This window comes from Haladaptatus sp. T7, from assembly GCF_026008575.1.
In the GTDB taxonomy this organism is placed as follows: domain Archaea; phylum Halobacteriota; class Halobacteria; order Halobacteriales; family Haladaptataceae; genus Haladaptatus; species Haladaptatus paucihalophilus.
Window position 1 is genome coordinate 197,056 of sequence record NZ_BROP01000006.1, and the last position, 17,283, is coordinate 214,338.

The window sequence follows — 17,283 nt, forward strand, 5'->3', positions numbered from 1 at the left end:
GGGTAGTCGGCGATCTCAACCGAATCTTTCCACCAGGACTGAATCGCCGTAATGACTTCTCCAAGAACGTCACAGAAATCGTTGGGATATCGTTGATTACCTGCATCATCGGTGGTCCTGCTGGCGCCGTTGATCAGCAGTTGACGGGAGTAAGCTCCTTCGTATACAGTGAATCGTTGTTCATATCTTTGAGAGTTACCGTCAAGACGTCCGACTGACCATCGACGTCGACCTGTCCGAAGAATTGAAATCCGTCACTTGGTGGGAGGTTCGCTTCACCCTCTGGCGGACTCTTCTCGAAGACGACCGTCGGTCCGAAAGTGTCATCGAGTTCGTTCGGTCCGAACGTCCCGGCGTGAAGCGGTCCGGAGACGAACTCCCAGAATGGATCGAACTCGGAGAACGACGCTCGCTTTGGGTGATAATGGTGGGCAGCGGTGTAGTGAACGTCCGCCGTTACCCAGACCACATTCCGGATATTTTCCGATTGCATGAATGAGAGTAATTCCTTGATTTCGATCTCCCTTCCCTTCGGTATCCCACTGTCTGCGTTTGCGACGGCTTCATACTTATCACCGTCAGTGACCACGAGTCCGATCGGCATGTCCGCCGCGATGATTTTCCACGTTGCCTCGGATTCCGAGAGCGCGTCTTTGAGCCAGCTCATTTGCGTATCGCCGAGGAAGTCCGTTTTCGGACCCGATTCCGTTTGCGTGTTTTCTGTATTCGGGCCTCGATAGCTTCGCATATCGAGCCGAAATACCTCTAACGAAGGCCCATATGGGAAATTTTGATAAATCGCATCATCCACATCATCTCGAGGGCGAATGGGCATATAGTCGAGAAACGCCCGCTGACCACGTGCAGCGAGTAAATTCACGCTTTTAACGTCGTGCGGGTCGTCTGCCGGTAGCTTCTCGTTTGGATACCAATTGTTGAGGATTTCGTGGTCGTCCCACTGTGGAATCATCGGCACTTCGGAGACGAATGCTCGATAGTGGTCATCTCGGAGATTGTATCGATAGTTTCCACGGAACTCCGCAAGGGTGTCGGCAACGTCGGACGTCGCTTCGGTAACGACGTTCTGCCAAACGCTTCCATCATCAAGTTCGACACGTTCTTCGAGCGGCCCGTCAGCGTATATCGCGTCACCAGAGTGGATGAAAAAGTCCGGGTCCGTTTCACGCATCGATTCGAACGTCCTCATACCTCCGAAATCGGGGTCGATTCCCCACCCCTGTCCGGCAACATCTCCACCCCAAACGAAGCGGATATCGGTTCGGTCGGTCGGAGGCGTTCGAAACGACCCTCCTACTGGATCGTTTCGAGTCCCTGGATTTCGAAGACTTTCGAACGTCACTCGGTAATAAATTTCTTCGCCTCGAGGGAGTCCCTCGATGTCCATCGTTGCAGTATAGTTACTGTCTGCCAACGCCGTCGGCCCACGGATCGTCCGTTTCTCGGAGAAGTCCTGCTCGGTCGAGAGATGAAGGAACATCCGTGCTGGCTCACTCGCCCGGCTCCAGATGAGGGCTCTATCCTCGACAACGTCCCCGATTTGTGCACCGGATGGTGCTTCGATTACGTCCGTAGAATTGAGGTCTTCACGCGTGTCTCTCGGCTGTTCGGCTATCGTTGATTCGGTTATCATCGCTCCGCCGAAGGCTGCAGCAGCGGTCGTCCGCATTGCATCTCTTCTAGTTACGTTGTCCAGCATCGTTATTTGACATAATGTGAGATTATAATATAGTTCTTTATAAGTGTGAACAATACACCTATGTTACCCACCGAAGCTGTATGAGCGTTTGCTTCGCGCCGTCGTTTTTTGAATCCAGTTCTACGATCTGTTTTCGGTAGTTCACCGTCCAGAAGTACGGCGATTCGCCGGTTATGACTGGAGGAGATTTTCGGGGCGTGTAAAAAATCGTGGTCCGAAGCGGTCGTCGGAGCCCGAACGTTAAGTCGTCATTTCGCGAAGTCGGACTATGGTGGGGAAAGCGAACTACGATTTCACCGGCGAATCGGCCATCGTAACGCGGTCGACGAAGGGAATCGGCCGCGGAATCGCGGCCGACGTCGCCGAGGCAGGCGCGAACGTCACCATCAACGGGCGTTCGGAGGACGAAGTACGGGAGACGGTCGACGGACTTCGAGCGGACGCGGACAGCGCTCATCGGCGACGGACTCGTCTTTCAGGCGTTCGCCGGGGCGGTCATCGGGGGCGTCAACCTCTTTGGTGGCCGCGGCACCGATCTGGCTTATGAATTGCGGATAGTCATCCTTCAGGTCCTCGTTCTCCTCGATATCTCCGAATTGGAAGAGCCAGTCGAGCGAGTTCTCCTTGTCGGCGATATACCCGTCGACGCTCGTTGCTGTGTAGTATTGAGTCTTCACGATATGCTTACCTCCTTGTTAGTCTTCACTCTGAAGATAGTAGCTGAGATGTGTCACAGTGGGTGAGCTGATCACTCGTTTGATTTTCAGTTTATTCAGCTCGAGGTTCATATTGTCGAACAATCGGATTCCGTCGCCGAGTAACACGGGTGCGATGTGAATCTGGAGTTCGTCGATCAGCCCGGCTTCGAGGAATTGCTGGACGACAGCTGCACCGCCTGCGATTCTGACATCCTGTTTTCCGGCAGCTTCCGTCGCCTGTTCAAGCGCGCTATCAATACCATCAGTAACGAATGTGAAGGTAGTTCCCCCTTCACGGACCCATGGATCTCTCCTTTGATGAGTGAGGACGAAGACTGGCGCTTGGAATGGTGGCGGATTCGGCCAGCTTACTTCACCCTCGTCAAACATTCGACGGCCCATTATGTAGGCACCGACGCGGTCGAATGCTTCCCGGACCACTTCATCGTCTTTGTTCTTCTCGCCTCCCGTGCGATCCTGTCGTTCACGCCAGCTTTCGAGCTCGTACATCCACTGGTGAATCTGCTGTCCATTATCCCCCAAAGCGTTCTGGGGGCTACTGTTCGGACCGGCGATAAACCCATCTACTGACATACCGATGCCTACGATTACATTACTCATGGGGTAGTTTCTGGAAATTGGCTTTCGTCATTAGAATCTTCGCGCCAAGCTGCTAGGTCGGTAGGTTCAATCCAACCATCGACAGCTTCATCTGGCAATACGGGTGATTGTATCCCTCCGTCTGAGGACAGGAACTCGGATACGATTAGCCTCCGTTCCATGGCCCTCCAACGTCGTAATGAAAGTTGAACGTGCTGCCGAACAGTTCTGGTAGCAGTGGCTACTTCACATTCCGAGTTATATTCCCCCGGCGGTAATGGAGGTAGCTGTGTCAATACTCCAGATTCCAAATCAATGCATCGCTCGAGAGAGAATCCGTGCCTTGATTTACTGTAGGTGGTCAGCCAGTGTGGCTACACCAGAGTTAATGTGGTCGGCGGTCTCCCTGTTGCCTTCCTGTCGCGGACAGTGGCACATCAAAATAGAAGATTACAGCGCACCCATATAAACACCATAAATGTCCGGCACAATCTGCATGTGGAAGTGGAGCGTCCATATGATTAACGCATGTCAAGCGGGAAAACTGAAAGAGGCGCAGTGAACCGGGCGGAGACGAAACGACCGACTCCCGGCCAGTCGATCGTCGCCATGCTTGCTGAGTGCTTCGGCCGTACCGCGCTATTCAGGGGACCCCCCGAATTTGGCGGTATCGATGCTTCCGGAGGTAAAGCCGCCCTTGAAGTGCTCACTGATCTGGTGGAGGGATAATCACCCATGGCACCCCACACCTTCCTGCGCCGTGCCCACCGCGTCATCGCAATCCTGTTCTTACTCTCCATCCCCCCTGCTGGCTACTTTTCGTTCTCTACTACAGGCGGTGAGGTATCTCCCGTAGTCTACCTCCCTCTCTTCCCCCTCCTTGGCCTTATCCTCACAGGCGGGTACCTCCTTATCGACCCGTGGATCAAACGGTTCCGGGAACGTCGAATAACATGAACAGGACCCGAATTGTCGGCGCTATTATGACGTTCCTGGTGTATCGAATCAGCGTTCCGCTCGTGGGGATTCGTTCTCGATGACTATGCCTGTATGGAGGGCAGGAGGGAGTTCTGGCACTTCCTCATCTGAACCGGTCAGGAGACACTGAATCGAATGCTTGGCGACATTCGTATCGAGCACGACGCCGAGCTTACCGTTTTCACAATACCGGCTCGACTATGGTCAATTCGACGGTCGAAGATGTGAGCTTTTAGCAGCATTGCATATATGGTTTTTATCGGAGATTGAATCAAGCGCTTCGTTGTGCCCACTTGTCGAATCCGTGGTTTTCGATCCCATTCAATCGACGACATTCCTCGTCGGTGAAGATTACATCAGAGGCGGCAAGATTCATTTCTAGCTGCTTGAGGGTACTACAACCGACAATGGGAACCGTTGGGTGGTCACGTTCAAGCATCCAGGCGAGCACGATTGTGTTGCCGCTTACGTCATGTCGATCAGCAAGTTCCTCGACAAGAGACATCTTAAGTCGATTTTCCGATCGAACATAGGTATCGGGAATCGAACGATCATCGCGACCATAGCAACCGCCCAGTGTCGGCGAATACGGCAGTACAGTCAGGTCGGCTGTGACACAGTAGTCTACCAATTCATCCGTCATCGGCAATTGGACGGCCGCATCGAAGCTCGGATTGCGCTCGGGAATCAAGTAGGAAAACCGAGGCTGGACGAACTCGAACCGGGGCCAGTTACGCTCTTCAGCGATGCAATTCGCACGTGCGATTCGCCAGGCTGGCATGTTACTCGCGCCAATATAACGGACGTTCCCAACATCGACCTGCTCGGCTAACGTACGCATCACGTCGACCTGTGGCGTCTCTGGATCGTCGACGTGGACGTACAACAGGTCGATCGTCTCGATTCCGAGCCGTTCGCGACTTCGGTCGACTTCCTCCTGGATTACTTTGGGCTCAAGACTTCGTGGAACGTTCCCGTATTCAGCCCCGACCTTTGTAGCGATTGTCACCTCATCACGAATCCCTCGCTCTGTGATCCACTCCCCGAGTAATGATTCACTCTCGGGTTCTTCGTGTCCCTCGACCCAGGTAGCGTACACGTTAGCAGTATCGATGACTCGCCCTCCAGCGTCGTAGTATCGATCTAGCAGTTCAAATGATGTTTCTCGGTCGAGACGGCTCCCAAAATACATTGCCCCTAGACAAAGTTCACTTATCGATTCACCAGTCTTCCCGAGTTGTTTCATTTTCATATTCTCGAGTTGCTCAAAGGCTGTGGTAGTGCATGAGTGCGGTGCCGAACAATTCTGGTAGCAGAGGTTCACTCGACGCACGGATGACATCCGATGCCAATGGCGAAGACAGTTGTAGTGTAGAGAGAGCAGTTCACAGCACCGCTTGAGAGAGGATTCGAGCCTCGATCTTCTGAAGATGTTCGCCCACTGTCGCAACACTGAGGTCTATTTCGTCGGCGATTTCTCTGAGACCTACCTGGCGCGGTACATCGTAGTATCCCAGGTCAATCGCTAGTTTCAACAGTTCTCGCTGGCGCTCCGTCAGCAGCGACGCGAGTTGGCGCATATCTGAATGATACTCGCCGATCCCTTCGAGGTTAATCTGAACCCCTTCAGGTATTTCTCTGATAACCTCTCGGATTTTCTCATCGTCTCCAATCCAGGTAATTCGAAGCGCACCCTGAGCAGTGTATTCCATCGGCCAGTCCACAACGACCTCGTGCCGTCGAAATAGACCGAGGAGTTCAGTCATAAGCGCATCCGCCTGAAAATGGAGATAGACAAGCCCGTCCGCTGCCTCGGACCGCTCTATTGATAGCACCTCCGGGTCTTCCTCCAGTGCTTTTGCACTCTCTTCGAGGTCACCACGGAGTTGGTAGAGTGCTACACCAGTTCCGTCATCCAAGAGAGTAATGTAGTGAATTGCTTCACCTTCTACCACTGAATCGGTAGCGTCCTCTCCCTTAGAGCAGTTTTCATCATCAACTTTAGAAATGACGACTGTGATGTATTTCATACAATCGAACCAATATTTGTGTTTGTTTCTCTGAGAGTCTCTATAGTGGGACAATCAGTCGAGTAACGAGTCGATTGTGCTGTGTCTGTTGTTGATAGTGGTGCATAGGTAGAGGAGTATGCGTCAAATGTATTTAAACCCACCATAGCTGTACGGCGCTATTCGCATGCCGATGTGGAGCGTCCATAACATCACCTCATGTCAGACATACAAGCTGGAAACGACACCACAAACCGGACCGAGACGAAACCACTAACTCCCAGTCAGCCAGTCGCTGCCGCGCTCACCGAGCGCATTGACCTTGCCAAACATCGACGGTATCTCACACGCGATCTTCAGGGGGCGACACTACACCAGGGTGCTGGTGGTTTCACACTGGACGAAATCGAAACGCTACGTTTCGGCATGAACTCTGTTCGGCCATTCGTGCGCGAAACCACCACGCCTGTAAGCGATACCGAGACTGATTACCGGGTCGAAATAAGAGACTCTGCCTCTTCGTCCCTGGTAGTATCCTCAGATGATGATAGTTCTCAAGAGGTGCGCTGAAACATGAACGTGAAGGCGATCGCATTAGCGACTTTTGGCGCCGTCGTAGGGCTTCTCGGAGTGTTATGGCTGATTCAAGGCCTCGGACTCGTCGAGATCGGCCCCATCTTGTGTGTCGCTGACTGTGAGCCAATCACTGGAGAATCAACGCGGTGGACCGTCATCGGCATGATAGCCCTAATTCTGGGATTCACCATTGTCCGAGCGGGATTGAGACGCGCGAGTCGATGATGGCACTTGAAATCCTTACGAGGATCGCCAGGAATGAACCATTGGCAGGGGGACTGAAGAAGCGATTGTACCGCAGCAGACGCATGCCCTGATTGGTCTACCAATCCCGGTGTCGCCCGGCAGGATACACGCCTCGTAGACAATGGCGCGGCACTCGAAATGGTCGGAAGATAACTGACTAGTTTGCCATGCTCCAAAGCGCACTAAGGATCGAGGTGTGAAAGCACGCGCCCAAGCCGCGTTTTCTAAGACTTATTCAGGGCCACCGCTGAGCGAACGAGGGACTTGAACGCCTCTTCCTCGATTTTATCCCCTTCATGGATGTCGATAGCGCGACTGACTTTGGCGTCAAGGCTGGCGTTGAAAAGCCCTGCCGGATCGTCGAGGGAAGCACCCTTGGCGAAGGTTAGTTTCACCTTCTCTTTGTACGTCTCGCCAGTACAGATGTTCCCGTTGTGGGACCACACCGGGACCCCATGTGGGTTCGTCGGCTTTCTCCATTTCACTTCTTCGACCACATCGGGGTCAGCTTCCTTGATGAGACCACGCAATCGGGAAAGCGTCTCCCCTCGCCAGTCGGACAACTCCTCGATTCTTGCGTCGATCAGTTCGGAGGGGGATTCTTCGTTCTCCGAGGCTTCACCTGCCATGATTGCTCTCCTCCAGCCTTGTGGCGTCTTTGCTGAATCGGGATGCTGAATATCCGAGTCGTGTCCCAAACCGTAACTTGCTCAGTGACTCGCGCCTCGTCGCCGACCGGGTAAGCCCCCGGATGCGAAGCGATGTATCGTTCGATTTTCGGAGCGTCTCGCGCGGGGTACGCTCGCTCGCATCGATCACCGATATCGTTGAAGTAGTTCGATGTTTCATACTACTTCCGTCTACTCAGGAGACACACGAGCATACGAATGCTGCCGAACACTTGAGGTGGCTTTATTGTCGACGACGGTCGTTCTCCACCCTCACAGAGTTCGTCATTGAGTAAACTGCTTCGACGGGCTGAAAACAGAATCGTTAGCGAGGTCGTCGCCAAGGCGTCCGAATAGCGCGAGACGTTGAAGTTGAAACTAAACCAGTCTAATCGATCGTTAATGTAGAAACACTCTGTCGCCAGGAGATTCGTCAGACATCAATTCACTGAAGGGAAGACACACATCATTTTCATCCTCCGAGGTTGTGAAGCAGTGCTGGAGACAGAGGCATATCGGCCATACGGTCCATCGTCCCTGACCGAGCTGGCACTTATCGCACGGGCGGCCACTGTGTCTCTGGATAGGATTGGGTTCCGCCGTGGCTATTGCGAGCGACGAGTTCGACGGTCGCTGAGTGTTTTCCTTCCCACTGCTCGCTCGATTCCTCGTAGTACAAGACAGTCAAGTCGAGACAGGCGTGGAGCAGTTCGTTCGAGCAAAACCGGTACCGGTCCGTACTCGGGCCTACCTCTGCCGGTGGCTCCGAACGGAGGTGATGCTGGTAGAACAACAACGCGTTCGGTTTCAGCGCCGCCTTGATGTCACTCAGTCGGTCGAGCGTCCGGAAGAAACTGACCGTCACTACGTCGTAATACTCCTCCGGATAGTCGAACTGAGTCGCATCCGTCTGTATCAGATTGATCTTGTCAGCGACATCCTGCTCCCGCGCATTTGCTCTGGTGATACGGAGCCCTTCGATCGACTGGTCGAGCGCATCCACCTCGTAGCCCCGGTCGGCGAGGAATACCGCGTTGCGTCCCGTACCACAGGCGACATCGAGTGCCCGTCCGTCGGACGTCTCGTCAGCGTACTCGCGCAATACTGGCGAAGGTTCCGGCTCAGATGGATATTCGCCGGTACGAAACCGCTCGTCCCATGTTGTCATACAGTAACCATACCGTCCCTCACCTTTGTCAATACCTCTCTTGATCTGTTCTTGTTGACTCCGCCCCACGTCCCAATACGGACTTCATAGATTCCCTTCACTACTCAGCACACTGTTCCGAAGGAACGTCGCAGCATCTCTTCAAACGGATCGACAGTGACGACGATATTTCCGTACTCGTACACTAATCGTCGACGACTCCGATGAGGACGAGTGGCCCGAGCAGTCGTGACCGCTCCTAGTCTAGAATTTTCCGGCGCGGGTGCGCTACTCGCTCGAGTCGACCTCTCCGGCCTCGATCAGAGCCTCAACCGCCTCGCGGGTCGCTTCGAGCGAGGTGTATCGCGGTTCGTATCCGAGTTTCTCGCGCGCCTTCTCGATACTCATATTTGGGCTGTATCGGATGTGTTCCTCGGTCATCTCGACGTCCTCCTCGTCGTATTCGGGTCGATCGGCCCACTCGTCGAACGGCAGATATGTGAGGTCGGCGTCTCGTCCGAACCACCCGGCGACGGCCTCGGCGTAGCCGCGGAGGGTGAGCGCCCGCGGCGAGACGACGTGGAAGCTCTCGCCAACGGCCGCTGACCAGTTCTCGAGCGCACGCTGGAAGCCCTGTGCTACGTCGTCGGCGTGGACGTGATGAACGGTTTCGAGTCCGAAGTTGGGGAGCGCGACTTCTTTACCCCGCGCGAGTCGCGAGAACACGTCGGTGTCGAAGTTGCCCGCCGGATTGACGGGCTCCCAGCCGGGGCCCACGATGTGTCCAGGGTGGAGGACGGTCGCCGGGAAGTCGTTCCGTCGCGCCTCATCAAGCAGGTACGCCTCAATCTCGGCTTTCTTTCGTCCGTACTCGCCGAGCGGCCGGCGCGTGCGAGGGGAGTCCTCTGTCGTGGGGACGACGTCGCTGGGACCGTGGACCCAGATCGTCCCACAGTGCAGTAGGTGTTGGACCTCACCGCGTAGGGACGCGACGAGCGCTTCGGCGCTCTCCAGCTCAAAGCAGATCAGGTCGATAACGGCGTCCGGGTTGGTGGCCGCAATCTCCTCGCCGAACTCGCCCCGTTCCTCGGCGGTTTCGCGGTCGATTTCGACCGACTCGACGTCGGTCCACGCGCTATCGTCTTGATAGGGATTACGCTCTCCCCGGCTGACTGCGACGACCTCGTGGCCTGCCCGCACCAGTCGTGGCACCAAGTAGGTGCCAATGTGTCCGGTGGCTCCGATGACGGTAACTCGCATGGGTAGCGCAATGGCTAGTCCTCACGAAAAGAATTTGGATACCGGACTGATTCGGCTCTCGTCCGGGCGACATGCGTGTCGCATCCGAGGAGTTTGGTGGCGCGGTCGGGGTCGGTGCGCTCGACGTCGCTGACCAGCTCGAGTTCACCGCCCTCAACGGCGAGTTCGCCGTGGATACCATCAGCCGGATCTTCATCGCCTCCACTTGCGCTACCCAAGTTGATGTTGGCCGCCTCCGTGCGCAAGATACCCCTCGCCCACGAGTGGAGCGTTACAGCCCGGAGTCGCCCGCGGTGCGTCGACAGACGAAGGCGTAGCTCTCGTTTTCGAAGCCAACTAATCGGTCGACTTCGAATCCGGTGTCCCCAAGCCAGTCGTGGAGTCGATCCGGCGCGAGTCGGTGATTGATAGGTGGTCCCTCCTCACCAGGGCCGTTGGGGTGGTACTCGCAGACGAAGAGGCGAGACTCGGTGGGCAGTGCCTGAGAGAGTTCGGCGAGCAGACGCGTCGGGTGGTCGGCATGGTGGAGGACGTACGTGAGGAGCGCGACGACCGGCCGGTTGAACCGAACAGGGAGCGCCTCCGCGTCGGCGTGAATCGGCTCCACGTTTCCGACGTCTGTCTTATCCATCGTCCTCTGGAGGTAGCGGAGGGCGTCTCCATTTCTCTCGACGGCGTACACAGTACCCGACGGTCCGACTCGCTGAGCCGTGCGTAGCGCCGTGTGGCCGGGACCGCTCCCGACCTCGACGACCACGTCACCAGTTTCGAGCGAGATCTCGTCGAGCCACCTGGAAACGTATTCATCGCGTGCAACCTGTCGATCGTACACTTCCTCCCAAGTGAGGTGGCTCAGATCTCTGTGGAAGTCGTCGGTCATTCGTCTGTGTTGACCATCGAATCCCCACGCTATCACCCTGTCTACTCGCTCCCGTGGGATCAAGTCGACCACCTCTCCGGTAGCACCCAGATATTTACCAGTTGCCCGCGACTTTTCGGATAGCAGCTTCTCTGTGCGTCGTGGGTACGGAGTTGACTCGACCCGCCCGTTGGATTGGGTAGAAGCGAAATACGATCCCGAAAGCGAACACTAGCAGGTAGTCGAGAGAGCGCGTGCCAACGACCTTCTGAACGTTTGCGGAAACGACCTCCCGCACATTGATGCCATAGTGACGGGTTTTATCGAGACTTGTTAGTTCGTGCGGCGGTGAGTATGGTATCTCCCAATAAAGAGTACGAATTGCGTGTCGTCAAAATCGGATTAGAGCGGGGTTTGAGGACGATTTGGTCGATGTGTGAGAAAGACCTATTAGACGTCACTAGTCCGCTCACGTATGAAAACAGAAGACCATGAGTTGGCAGAGGGTACAACACTCCCAGATGAACGAGTAGTGAGATTCGAACAACTGCTTGATGAGAAATCCGAATTGGAGCTCACGGAGACGATGGCCACAGTCTGTGGAGTCCATATAGCAGCATTCCGTGTATACCTGACTGTTCTCAATCATCACCACAGCACGATCGCTGAAATCGCGGAAATTCTCGACCGTGATCAGAGTACGATTGGGAAGCAACTGCAGCCGCTATATGAACAGGAGTTGGTCACTCGGTATCCACGCACTGTCAGTAGTGGTGGTGTCAGGTATTTGCATGTCGCTCAACCACTTGCAGAAACCACGGAGTGGCTACAGCAGGAGCTATACATGTGGACAGATGCAGTCATGACCCAACTATCACGTCTTGGCGCAAACTAGCATATGGGATAAGTTTGGGTATATCGCTAATTGCGATGTGAGAAGTTCGACCGATGTTCACGATTCGTAGAGTTCGTTGGACAGCCTTGTTTCTCACCTCTGAACCGACGTAAGAAGACCACGTACTTTGAAAGTCGTGCGATGTTTGCAATTCGTACGAAGTCTACGATTCATAGGAATCGTACAGTTCGCTAGAATAGCTTTGTTTCTTAGCCCCTGAACCGACGACGGCAAGTCTCGTAGCTTAAGATTCTCGCGAGGTTTACGATTCGCGAGATTCGCTTATAACAGTTATACAATCCTGATGAGACGGTTGGAGCATAGGCACGCGCATAGTTGACGAGCTTTGAGATTCGTGCGATGTTTACGATTTGAACGATGTTTACGGTTCGTACGACTCGTAGAATTCGTTAGGGGCAGCCCGTCTCTCAGCTTGTGGACTGGTGGAGAAGATTTTGTACAGTGAACCGTCACAGGGTCAAGTCCCGAGGGGGAGGCCGTACGCTCTACCGGTAGACTTCGTACGATGTTTACGATTCTCGAGATTCGTACGATTCGCACATAACGTTTATACAATTCTGATGAGATGGTTGGAACAGAGGCACTCGCGAAGTTTACGAACTTCAAGATTCAAGCGATGTTTGCGATTCGTACGAATCTCACGAATCGTGGAGTTCGTTGAGTGCAGGAGAATCAATCATGGCAGGGGAACACAACAGCGGAGAACCGCGCGCCGTTTCTGTCGGCGTACTCAAAGGCGGGTTCGGAAAGACAACGACGGCGATTAACCTCGCTCGTGAGTTAGCTCATCGAAACGGCTCAGCTCTCGTTGTCGACCTCGACGACAACGGCCACATGAGCCAGAACCTCGGATTCACAGAACAGTATAGTGCCGAAGAGAATCACGCCGAAGCCGTTCTTATCAACGGAGAGGATCCAACGCAATACATTCAAACAGTAAGCCACGGGCTCGATATTTTCCCTGCCCACGTGCAACTCGAAGACGTCCAGAGTGGGCTAAAGGAAGCGACAATGGGAACGACACGACTCAAGGAGAACCTCATCAATCCGCTTCTCGGTGACGAGTACGAGTACATTGTGGTCGACTGTCCAGCAAATCGCGGGAAGTTGAACGACAACGCCATGTACGCAACAGGGAACATTATCATCCCCCTTCGCGCAGAGAGCGGGTATGAAAGCGGGCTCTCTAGCACTGTTCAACGGCTCGTTCAAGAAGCACGGCAGTACTTTGAGTTGAACATCCTCGCGATTACACCCACGGACTTACAAGATCGTATCGACCAAGATACCCGCGACCGGTCACTCCTCAAGGAGATCAACAATCGGGATGGTGTTTCAAAGCTCGTACCGAACTATGCACGAATAACCAGTGATGATTGGGAAGCGATCGATCAAGGGAAACAAAACGGTAATCTTCCGGGGATTCGACACCGAGCGGCGATCGATCGTGCGCACGATGAAGGTGTTCCACTTCGAGACTACGATGAGGCGTGCGATCAGCTCGAAGCCTACGACGAGCTCGCTCAAATCGTCGAGCAGGGGGAGGTGGTGCACAAATGACTGCGTTTGACGATCTCGAAAATGCAATCAACGAGGGAACAGAGAAGCCATCAACTTCGAGCAGTTCGTCCGAGTCTGGCGCATCGGAAGAATCGCAAACATCGAACGAATCGCACGAGTCGCACGAATCGAAAACGTCAGAAGAACCAAAAGACCCACGAGAGACGCCTGCATTCGAGTTTTCTCCAGATCTCCGACGGAGTATCTACACACGCGAAGAATCGTGGCAGGAGTTTGAGGATGCACGTGATTTAGAGATGACGCGAGAGTTGCGGGATGCTGGTGTCCGGAATCACGAGAGTCGTGAAGTTCACGATGCGATGGTTCGGTTAGCGGCGGAAAATCCCGAAAAGATGGCACAGTTAATCCTTGACGCACGCGGTGTCGACGAAGAGCAGTAGCTAGGGGAGTGCTTCAGCACATTCCAAAAGTTCGTCCTCGGTCTACCAAGCACACAGGCGGCCTGCATCATCTAGACTATCAAAGATTGCAGTCTGCATTCCACGATACGGTTTCTCGAGATCGATGTTCATATCAACTTCATTGGGTTCGATGTCGGAAAAGTCACGCTGGAAAACAGCGTCTTTGTGAAATACCCTGCCTACACGCTCGCTGACGCTCCCCCCTTAAGACGGGCGAGAATGTCACAGTCGTTTAACCGTTAGGATGTTTAAACATCGTACGATTCTACCGACTCGTTCGAATCGTACGAATCTCAGACATCGCAGCAGTCAGAAAATTTGCGAACTACGCTTACAGACCAGTCCTGGCACGATCTGACGGAGAGCAAACTCGAGAAAAACGATTCGGTGTTAGTATCGAATACTAACTTCAGCTGGAATAGGTTATTTGAACCAGCAACAGCTTTCTTGAATGTTCAACGTAGGATTAGTTGTTTTGAAGATCAGACACGATATTCTGCTTCGTTTTTGGCTGTTCAAATACAGTATCGAGAACCATATCCGAGTCGCGCAAGAGGGAGTGTTCCCGATAGCTCCCTTCACTCTTACCACACCAGTATGCCGATTTTCAGTGACGTCACTAAAGCCCCATTCCTTCAACAGTTCCAGCACTCGCTGGTGACTGAGAGGATCAGTTCCTTCACTCTTACAGACGTCTTCGTACACACGGTAGATCTCGCCTGTGCTGAATGCTTGTTTCAGGGAAGATTTCTGGAGATAGGCGAGCGCGAATAGGATATATTTCGAATGGGGAGTCGATCCCCGAATTAGCTCTTGGAACCGCGACATTTCCGCATAATCCTATGCTGCATCGACATGCTCCTCTGTGACACTAGAAACGCTATTCCGAGCAGCCGGCTTTCCAGCGCTCGAAAGAATTACAATTGCTTTCCGTGCGTCACCATGCTCACGCGCGGCAAGCGCTGCTACGCGTGGGATAACACCATTTTCGAGAACATCGGGTTGGAATGTATCTCGCCGTTTACTCAGAATTTCACGGATTTGCCCGGCATCATACGGATGGATATGGACGGTTAGTGGTCAAAAAGCGACGAGAGACACCCCTCATTTTCAGTGAAAACAATCGAGTGAATACCTACTTGATTCGAGCAGAACACGATAACTTAAAAGCGAGGGAATGGCTTCATTGTCAGACACCATGCTTTCAGTGAAAAACACGACGGCTACAACCGATTTTTACCCTCATAACCACGCCGCTAATATTGCGTCTACCCATAGATACTTACTATACATTCTAGTTAAACTAGTAGAGTAGTTGAGAATCAGCTAGCGGTTCTGTTTTCGCTGAAAACGAGGGGTGTGGGGATCCGTCTTCCGTTAGCATATTATACTAACCAAGAGCGGACGATTTCACACCTGCTCTCGACGAATCGTCGCTATGTCGGCTGCCACTCGTCCCGATTCGTCTGCTGCAATCACGAGTAGATTTGGCGCTGGTGTGCAGGGTGCTCGATCACCGACGTGAAATCCTGCATCTGCGGCACCCGGCAGTTGGACCTGATAGCCGTTCCCTGCGATCTGAAGTGAAGCGTTTGCAACTCGGTGGATCGAGACGGTGTCGAGCGCGGCTGATGTCGCGAGTTCGACGATATTCTCGTCGGTGATTCGGTCGAGGTCGACGACAAGAAGAAGGCCGTCAAATGCGAATACGCGGATGTCTGCGAGACGGGTTGGCTCGTCGTCGGCCTCTTCGACGAGTTCAGCGGCTCGGGCAGGCTTTGTGACTTGGAGAGCGAGGCCATCGCCGGACCGCTTGATCGTGTTGGGCATTGGAGGTTAGTATAGCATACTAACTCATGGATATTCGCCTTGGCAATGCGCTCTCGGCTCGACGTTGTTAGTGCCGCGAATCTTCCCGTATCTTCAGTTTTACTTCCGCTCTGGTTGGCTGACGTCTTTATCCATCGGATACGAAGCGTCGATTGCAGTCAGCGTACCCCAGTAGACGACGTGGGCTCCTGTGCCCAGACTAACCCATCCTTCCACGTCGTTTGCTCGTTCCCCTTGTTACGATGAGCTAGGTAGTGTCACGAGTGGACTCTGTCCGAGGGTTTACCTGTCGTGTCCTCGAATTTGGTCGCACGTATGGGTCCAAACGAGACGTCGCCGCTCACTCCACTTGCGCAAGAAGCACTTGATGCGCTCGCGAGCACACTCCCACCCGGTGGTGAACTTACTTACGAGCAAACCTATGCTATTCTAGCTGAGAAAGAAGATCTCGAGCGGCCTGCTGCCGAAGATATCATCGAACGATTGTACAATAAGGGCCATGTTTACGAAGTCGAGGGAAAACTCCGACTCACTGATTACGGGGCTGAATAGCGAAGCCGTCATATTTTGTCAATTATTATTCAGGAGATGATCGAACCAGCGTCACACTTGATTACGGCATCCAGATCGTCGCTTCGATCTAGTGTGGAAAACGGTCGAGATACCACTGCTTCTTATTGGGTGTCGTCAATACCGCTCCTGAACGGACGATGTTTTCGGAAGAATTGGAACTTGCCCACTTCCGTTTATTATCGCGGGCGGAATAGACACGGACAACACAATGATTCACGATGCTCGCGTCCTGCAACCACAGTTCGTCCCGGAAGAGGTCGAGCATCGCAACGCCGAGATCAACACCCTCTCGAATACACTCAAACCCATCATGGACGGTCAAAACGGCGAAACATCGCTCCTATTGGGTCCGTCCGGCGCGGGGAAAACCTGTATCGCGAAGTTCACCATCGAGCGACTACGTGAGAACGTTCTCGATATCGACCGCCAGTACGTCAACTGCTGGCAGGATTACACGCGATTTCAAGTCCTCTATCGTATTCTCGAAGGCATTGGCAAAACCGTCAACATCCATCGTCGATCGACACCGAAAGACGAACTCCTCGACCGTCTTCAGCGGTACGATGGACCACAGTTCATCGTCATCCTCGACGAAGTCGACCAACTCGAAGACAAGAGCGTCTTGTATGATTTGTATCGGATGCCGACCATCTCGATGGTACTCATTACGAACCGCGAGGACGAGCTATTTTCCCATCTCGACGGTCGATTGGCCAGCCGGTTGCGGACGTGTGTTCGCGTTCCGTTCGAAAAGTACCACCTCGACGAACTCGTTTCGATCCTCCGTGCTCGTGTCCAGTGGGGACTTTCGGAAGGCGCAATCGGAAACCAGGAACTCGAACTGATCGCAGACGCAGCAGCGGGTGATGCACGGGTCGCAATCGGCATTCTCAGGAACGCGGCACGTCGCGCCGACCAGAGTGGTCTGGATTACATTTCAACCGATATCGTTGATGAGGCAATCCCGGATGGCCAGCGCGAAGTTCGGCAGAAAACGATCAGTCAACTCAACGCTCATCAGCGCGCCCTCTACGACATTTTGGAAGAAGAGGGTGAACTCAATCCGGGGGAACTCTACGAGGCATATCAGGAACGCGTCGAGAATCCGAAAACAAATCGGACAGTCAGAAATCACCTCTCGAAAATGGAGCACTATCGGCTCGTCGTGGCCGATGGGAAGAATCGAGCGCGAACATACCAACTCCGCTGATTCGCGCTTTCGGA

At 53.8% G+C, this 17,283-nt stretch carries 16 protein-coding genes; 6 read left to right on the forward strand and 10 right to left on the reverse strand.

The features are described from left to right. Positions 1–133: 133 nt before the first annotated feature. Positions 134–1,717 carry an alkaline phosphatase D family protein gene (locus OPC11_RS16720; RefSeq protein ID WP_264782672.1) on the reverse strand — a complete coding sequence of 528 codons (1,584 nt, stop codon included), beginning with the start codon at positions 1,715–1,717 and terminating at the stop codon, positions 134–136. Between the two features lie 346 nt (positions 1,718–2,063). Between OPC11_RS16720 and OPC11_RS16725 the strand changes: the two genes are divergently transcribed. After that, positions 2,064–2,264, forward strand: a complete 201-nt coding sequence (locus tag OPC11_RS16725) for a hypothetical protein (protein WP_264782737.1) — start codon at positions 2,064–2,066, stop codon at positions 2,262–2,264. Positions 2,265–2,412: 148 nt separating this feature from the next. Here OPC11_RS16725 and OPC11_RS16730 read toward each other — a convergent pair whose 3' ends face one another. From OPC11_RS16730 to OPC11_RS16765, 8 genes are all read right to left on the reverse strand, one after another. Then, complete coding sequence (locus OPC11_RS16730) at positions 2,413–3,036, reverse strand: dihydrofolate reductase family protein (protein WP_264782673.1); 624 nt, start codon at positions 3,034–3,036, stop codon at positions 2,413–2,415. 1,228 nt (positions 3,037–4,264) lie between these two features. After that, positions 4,265–5,239, reverse strand: coding sequence for an aldo/keto reductase (locus tag OPC11_RS16735; protein ID WP_264782674.1), 975 nt, complete (start codon positions 5,237–5,239; stop codon positions 4,265–4,267). A 139-nt stretch (positions 5,240–5,378) separates the two neighbouring features. Then, positions 5,379–6,023, reverse strand: a complete 645-nt coding sequence (locus OPC11_RS16740; RefSeq protein ID WP_007981377.1) for a helix-turn-helix domain-containing protein — start codon at positions 6,021–6,023, stop codon at positions 5,379–5,381. Positions 6,024–7,048: 1,025 nt separating this feature from the next. Continuing rightward, a complete protein-coding gene (locus tag OPC11_RS16745) occupies positions 7,049–7,453 on the reverse strand; it encodes a DUF1801 domain-containing protein (protein WP_007981373.1) in 405 nt (134 codons plus the stop codon). Between the two features lie 592 nt (positions 7,454–8,045). After that, positions 8,046–8,660 (reverse strand): class I SAM-dependent methyltransferase, encoded by a 615-nt coding sequence (locus tag OPC11_RS16750; protein ID WP_264782675.1) that lies wholly within the window; start codon positions 8,658–8,660, stop codon positions 8,046–8,048. Between the two features lie 267 nt (positions 8,661–8,927). Next, positions 8,928–9,899, reverse strand: coding sequence for an NAD-dependent epimerase/dehydratase family protein (locus OPC11_RS16755; RefSeq protein ID WP_007981370.1), 972 nt, complete (start codon positions 9,897–9,899; stop codon positions 8,928–8,930). 14 nt (positions 9,900–9,913) lie between these two features. Further along, complete coding sequence (locus tag OPC11_RS16760; protein WP_264782676.1) at positions 9,914–10,144, reverse strand: hypothetical protein; 231 nt, start codon at positions 10,142–10,144, stop codon at positions 9,914–9,916. A 26-nt stretch (positions 10,145–10,170) separates the two neighbouring features. After that, complete coding sequence (locus OPC11_RS16765) at positions 10,171–10,779, reverse strand: methyltransferase domain-containing protein (protein WP_306421027.1); 609 nt, start codon at positions 10,777–10,779, stop codon at positions 10,171–10,173. A 454-nt stretch (positions 10,780–11,233) separates the two neighbouring features. Here OPC11_RS16765 and OPC11_RS16770 point away from each other — a divergent pair, with 454 nt between their 5' ends. The 3 genes from OPC11_RS16770 (at position 11,234) to OPC11_RS16780 (ending at position 13,635) form a co-directional block, all read left to right on the forward strand. Then, positions 11,234–11,653 carry a helix-turn-helix domain-containing protein gene (locus OPC11_RS16770; protein ID WP_264782677.1) on the forward strand — a complete coding sequence of 140 codons (420 nt, stop codon included), beginning with the start codon at positions 11,234–11,236 and terminating at the stop codon, positions 11,651–11,653. A 699-nt stretch (positions 11,654–12,352) separates the two neighbouring features. Next, complete coding sequence (locus OPC11_RS16775) at positions 12,353–13,234, forward strand: ParA family protein (RefSeq protein ID WP_007981367.1); 882 nt, start codon at positions 12,353–12,355, stop codon at positions 13,232–13,234. Continuing rightward, positions 13,231–13,635 carry a hypothetical protein gene (locus tag OPC11_RS16780; protein WP_264782678.1) on the forward strand — a complete coding sequence of 135 codons (405 nt, stop codon included), beginning with the start codon at positions 13,231–13,233 and terminating at the stop codon, positions 13,633–13,635. The genes OPC11_RS16775 and OPC11_RS16780 overlap by 4 nt, the downstream gene beginning before the upstream one ends. A 1,431-nt stretch (positions 13,636–15,066) precedes the next feature. On the opposite strand, the gene OPC11_RS16785 is transcribed toward OPC11_RS16780, so the two are convergent. Further along, entirely contained in the window at positions 15,067–15,486 is a 420-nt protein-coding gene (locus tag OPC11_RS16785) for a hypothetical protein (RefSeq protein ID WP_264782679.1), read from the reverse strand. A gap of 315 nt (positions 15,487–15,801) precedes the next feature. Between OPC11_RS16785 and OPC11_RS16790 the strand changes: the two genes are divergently transcribed. Both OPC11_RS16790 and OPC11_RS16795 read left to right on the forward strand, forming a co-directional pair. Beyond that, positions 15,802–16,038: a hypothetical protein gene (locus tag OPC11_RS16790; RefSeq protein ID WP_264782680.1), complete on the forward strand. Its 237-nt coding sequence runs from the start codon at positions 15,802–15,804 to the stop codon at positions 16,036–16,038. Between the two features lie 229 nt (positions 16,039–16,267). Beyond that, entirely contained in the window at positions 16,268–17,269 is a 1,002-nt protein-coding gene (locus tag OPC11_RS16795) for a Cdc6/Cdc18 family protein (RefSeq protein ID WP_264782681.1), read from the forward strand. The last annotated feature ends 14 nt before the right edge of the window (positions 17,270–17,283 follow it).

Excerpts from the sequence above, each read along its gene's own strand:
- OPC11_RS16745 (WP_007981373.1), bottom strand. The coding sequence starts at position 7,453 with ATGGCAGGTGAAGCCTCGGAGAACGAAGAATCCCCCTCCGAACTGATC.
- OPC11_RS16755 (WP_007981370.1), bottom strand. The coding sequence starts at position 9,899 with ATGCGAGTTACCGTCATCGGAGCCACCGGACACATTGGCACCTACTTG.
- OPC11_RS16770 (WP_264782677.1), top strand. The coding sequence starts at position 11,234 with ATGAAAACAGAAGACCATGAGTTGGCAGAGGGTACAACACTCCCAGAT.
- OPC11_RS16730 (WP_264782673.1), bottom strand. The coding sequence starts at position 3,036 with ATGAGTAATGTAATCGTAGGCATCGGTATGTCAGTAGATGGGTTTATC.
- OPC11_RS16780 (WP_264782678.1), top strand. The coding sequence starts at position 13,231 with ATGACTGCGTTTGACGATCTCGAAAATGCAATCAACGAGGGAACAGAG.
- OPC11_RS16740 (WP_007981377.1), bottom strand. The coding sequence starts at position 6,023 with ATGAAATACATCACAGTCGTCATTTCTAAAGTTGATGATGAAAACTGC.
- OPC11_RS16785 (WP_264782679.1), bottom strand. The coding sequence starts at position 15,486 with ATGCCCAACACGATCAAGCGGTCCGGCGATGGCCTCGCTCTCCAAGTC.
- OPC11_RS16775 (WP_007981367.1), top strand. The coding sequence starts at position 12,353 with ATGGCAGGGGAACACAACAGCGGAGAACCGCGCGCCGTTTCTGTCGGC.
- OPC11_RS16765 (WP_306421027.1), bottom strand. The coding sequence starts at position 10,779 with ATGACCGACGACTTCCACAGAGATCTGAGCCACCTCACTTGGGAGGAA.
- OPC11_RS16735 (WP_264782674.1), bottom strand. The coding sequence starts at position 5,239 with ATGAAACAACTCGGGAAGACTGGTGAATCGATAAGTGAACTTTGTCTA.
- OPC11_RS16720 (WP_264782672.1), bottom strand. The coding sequence starts at position 1,717 with ATGCTGGACAACGTAACTAGAAGAGATGCAATGCGGACGACCGCTGCT.
- OPC11_RS16795 (WP_264782681.1), top strand. The coding sequence starts at position 16,268 with ATGATTCACGATGCTCGCGTCCTGCAACCACAGTTCGTCCCGGAAGAG.
- OPC11_RS16750 (WP_264782675.1), bottom strand. The coding sequence starts at position 8,660 with ATGACAACATGGGACGAGCGGTTTCGTACCGGCGAATATCCATCTGAG.
- OPC11_RS16790 (WP_264782680.1), top strand. The coding sequence starts at position 15,802 with ATGGGTCCAAACGAGACGTCGCCGCTCACTCCACTTGCGCAAGAAGCA.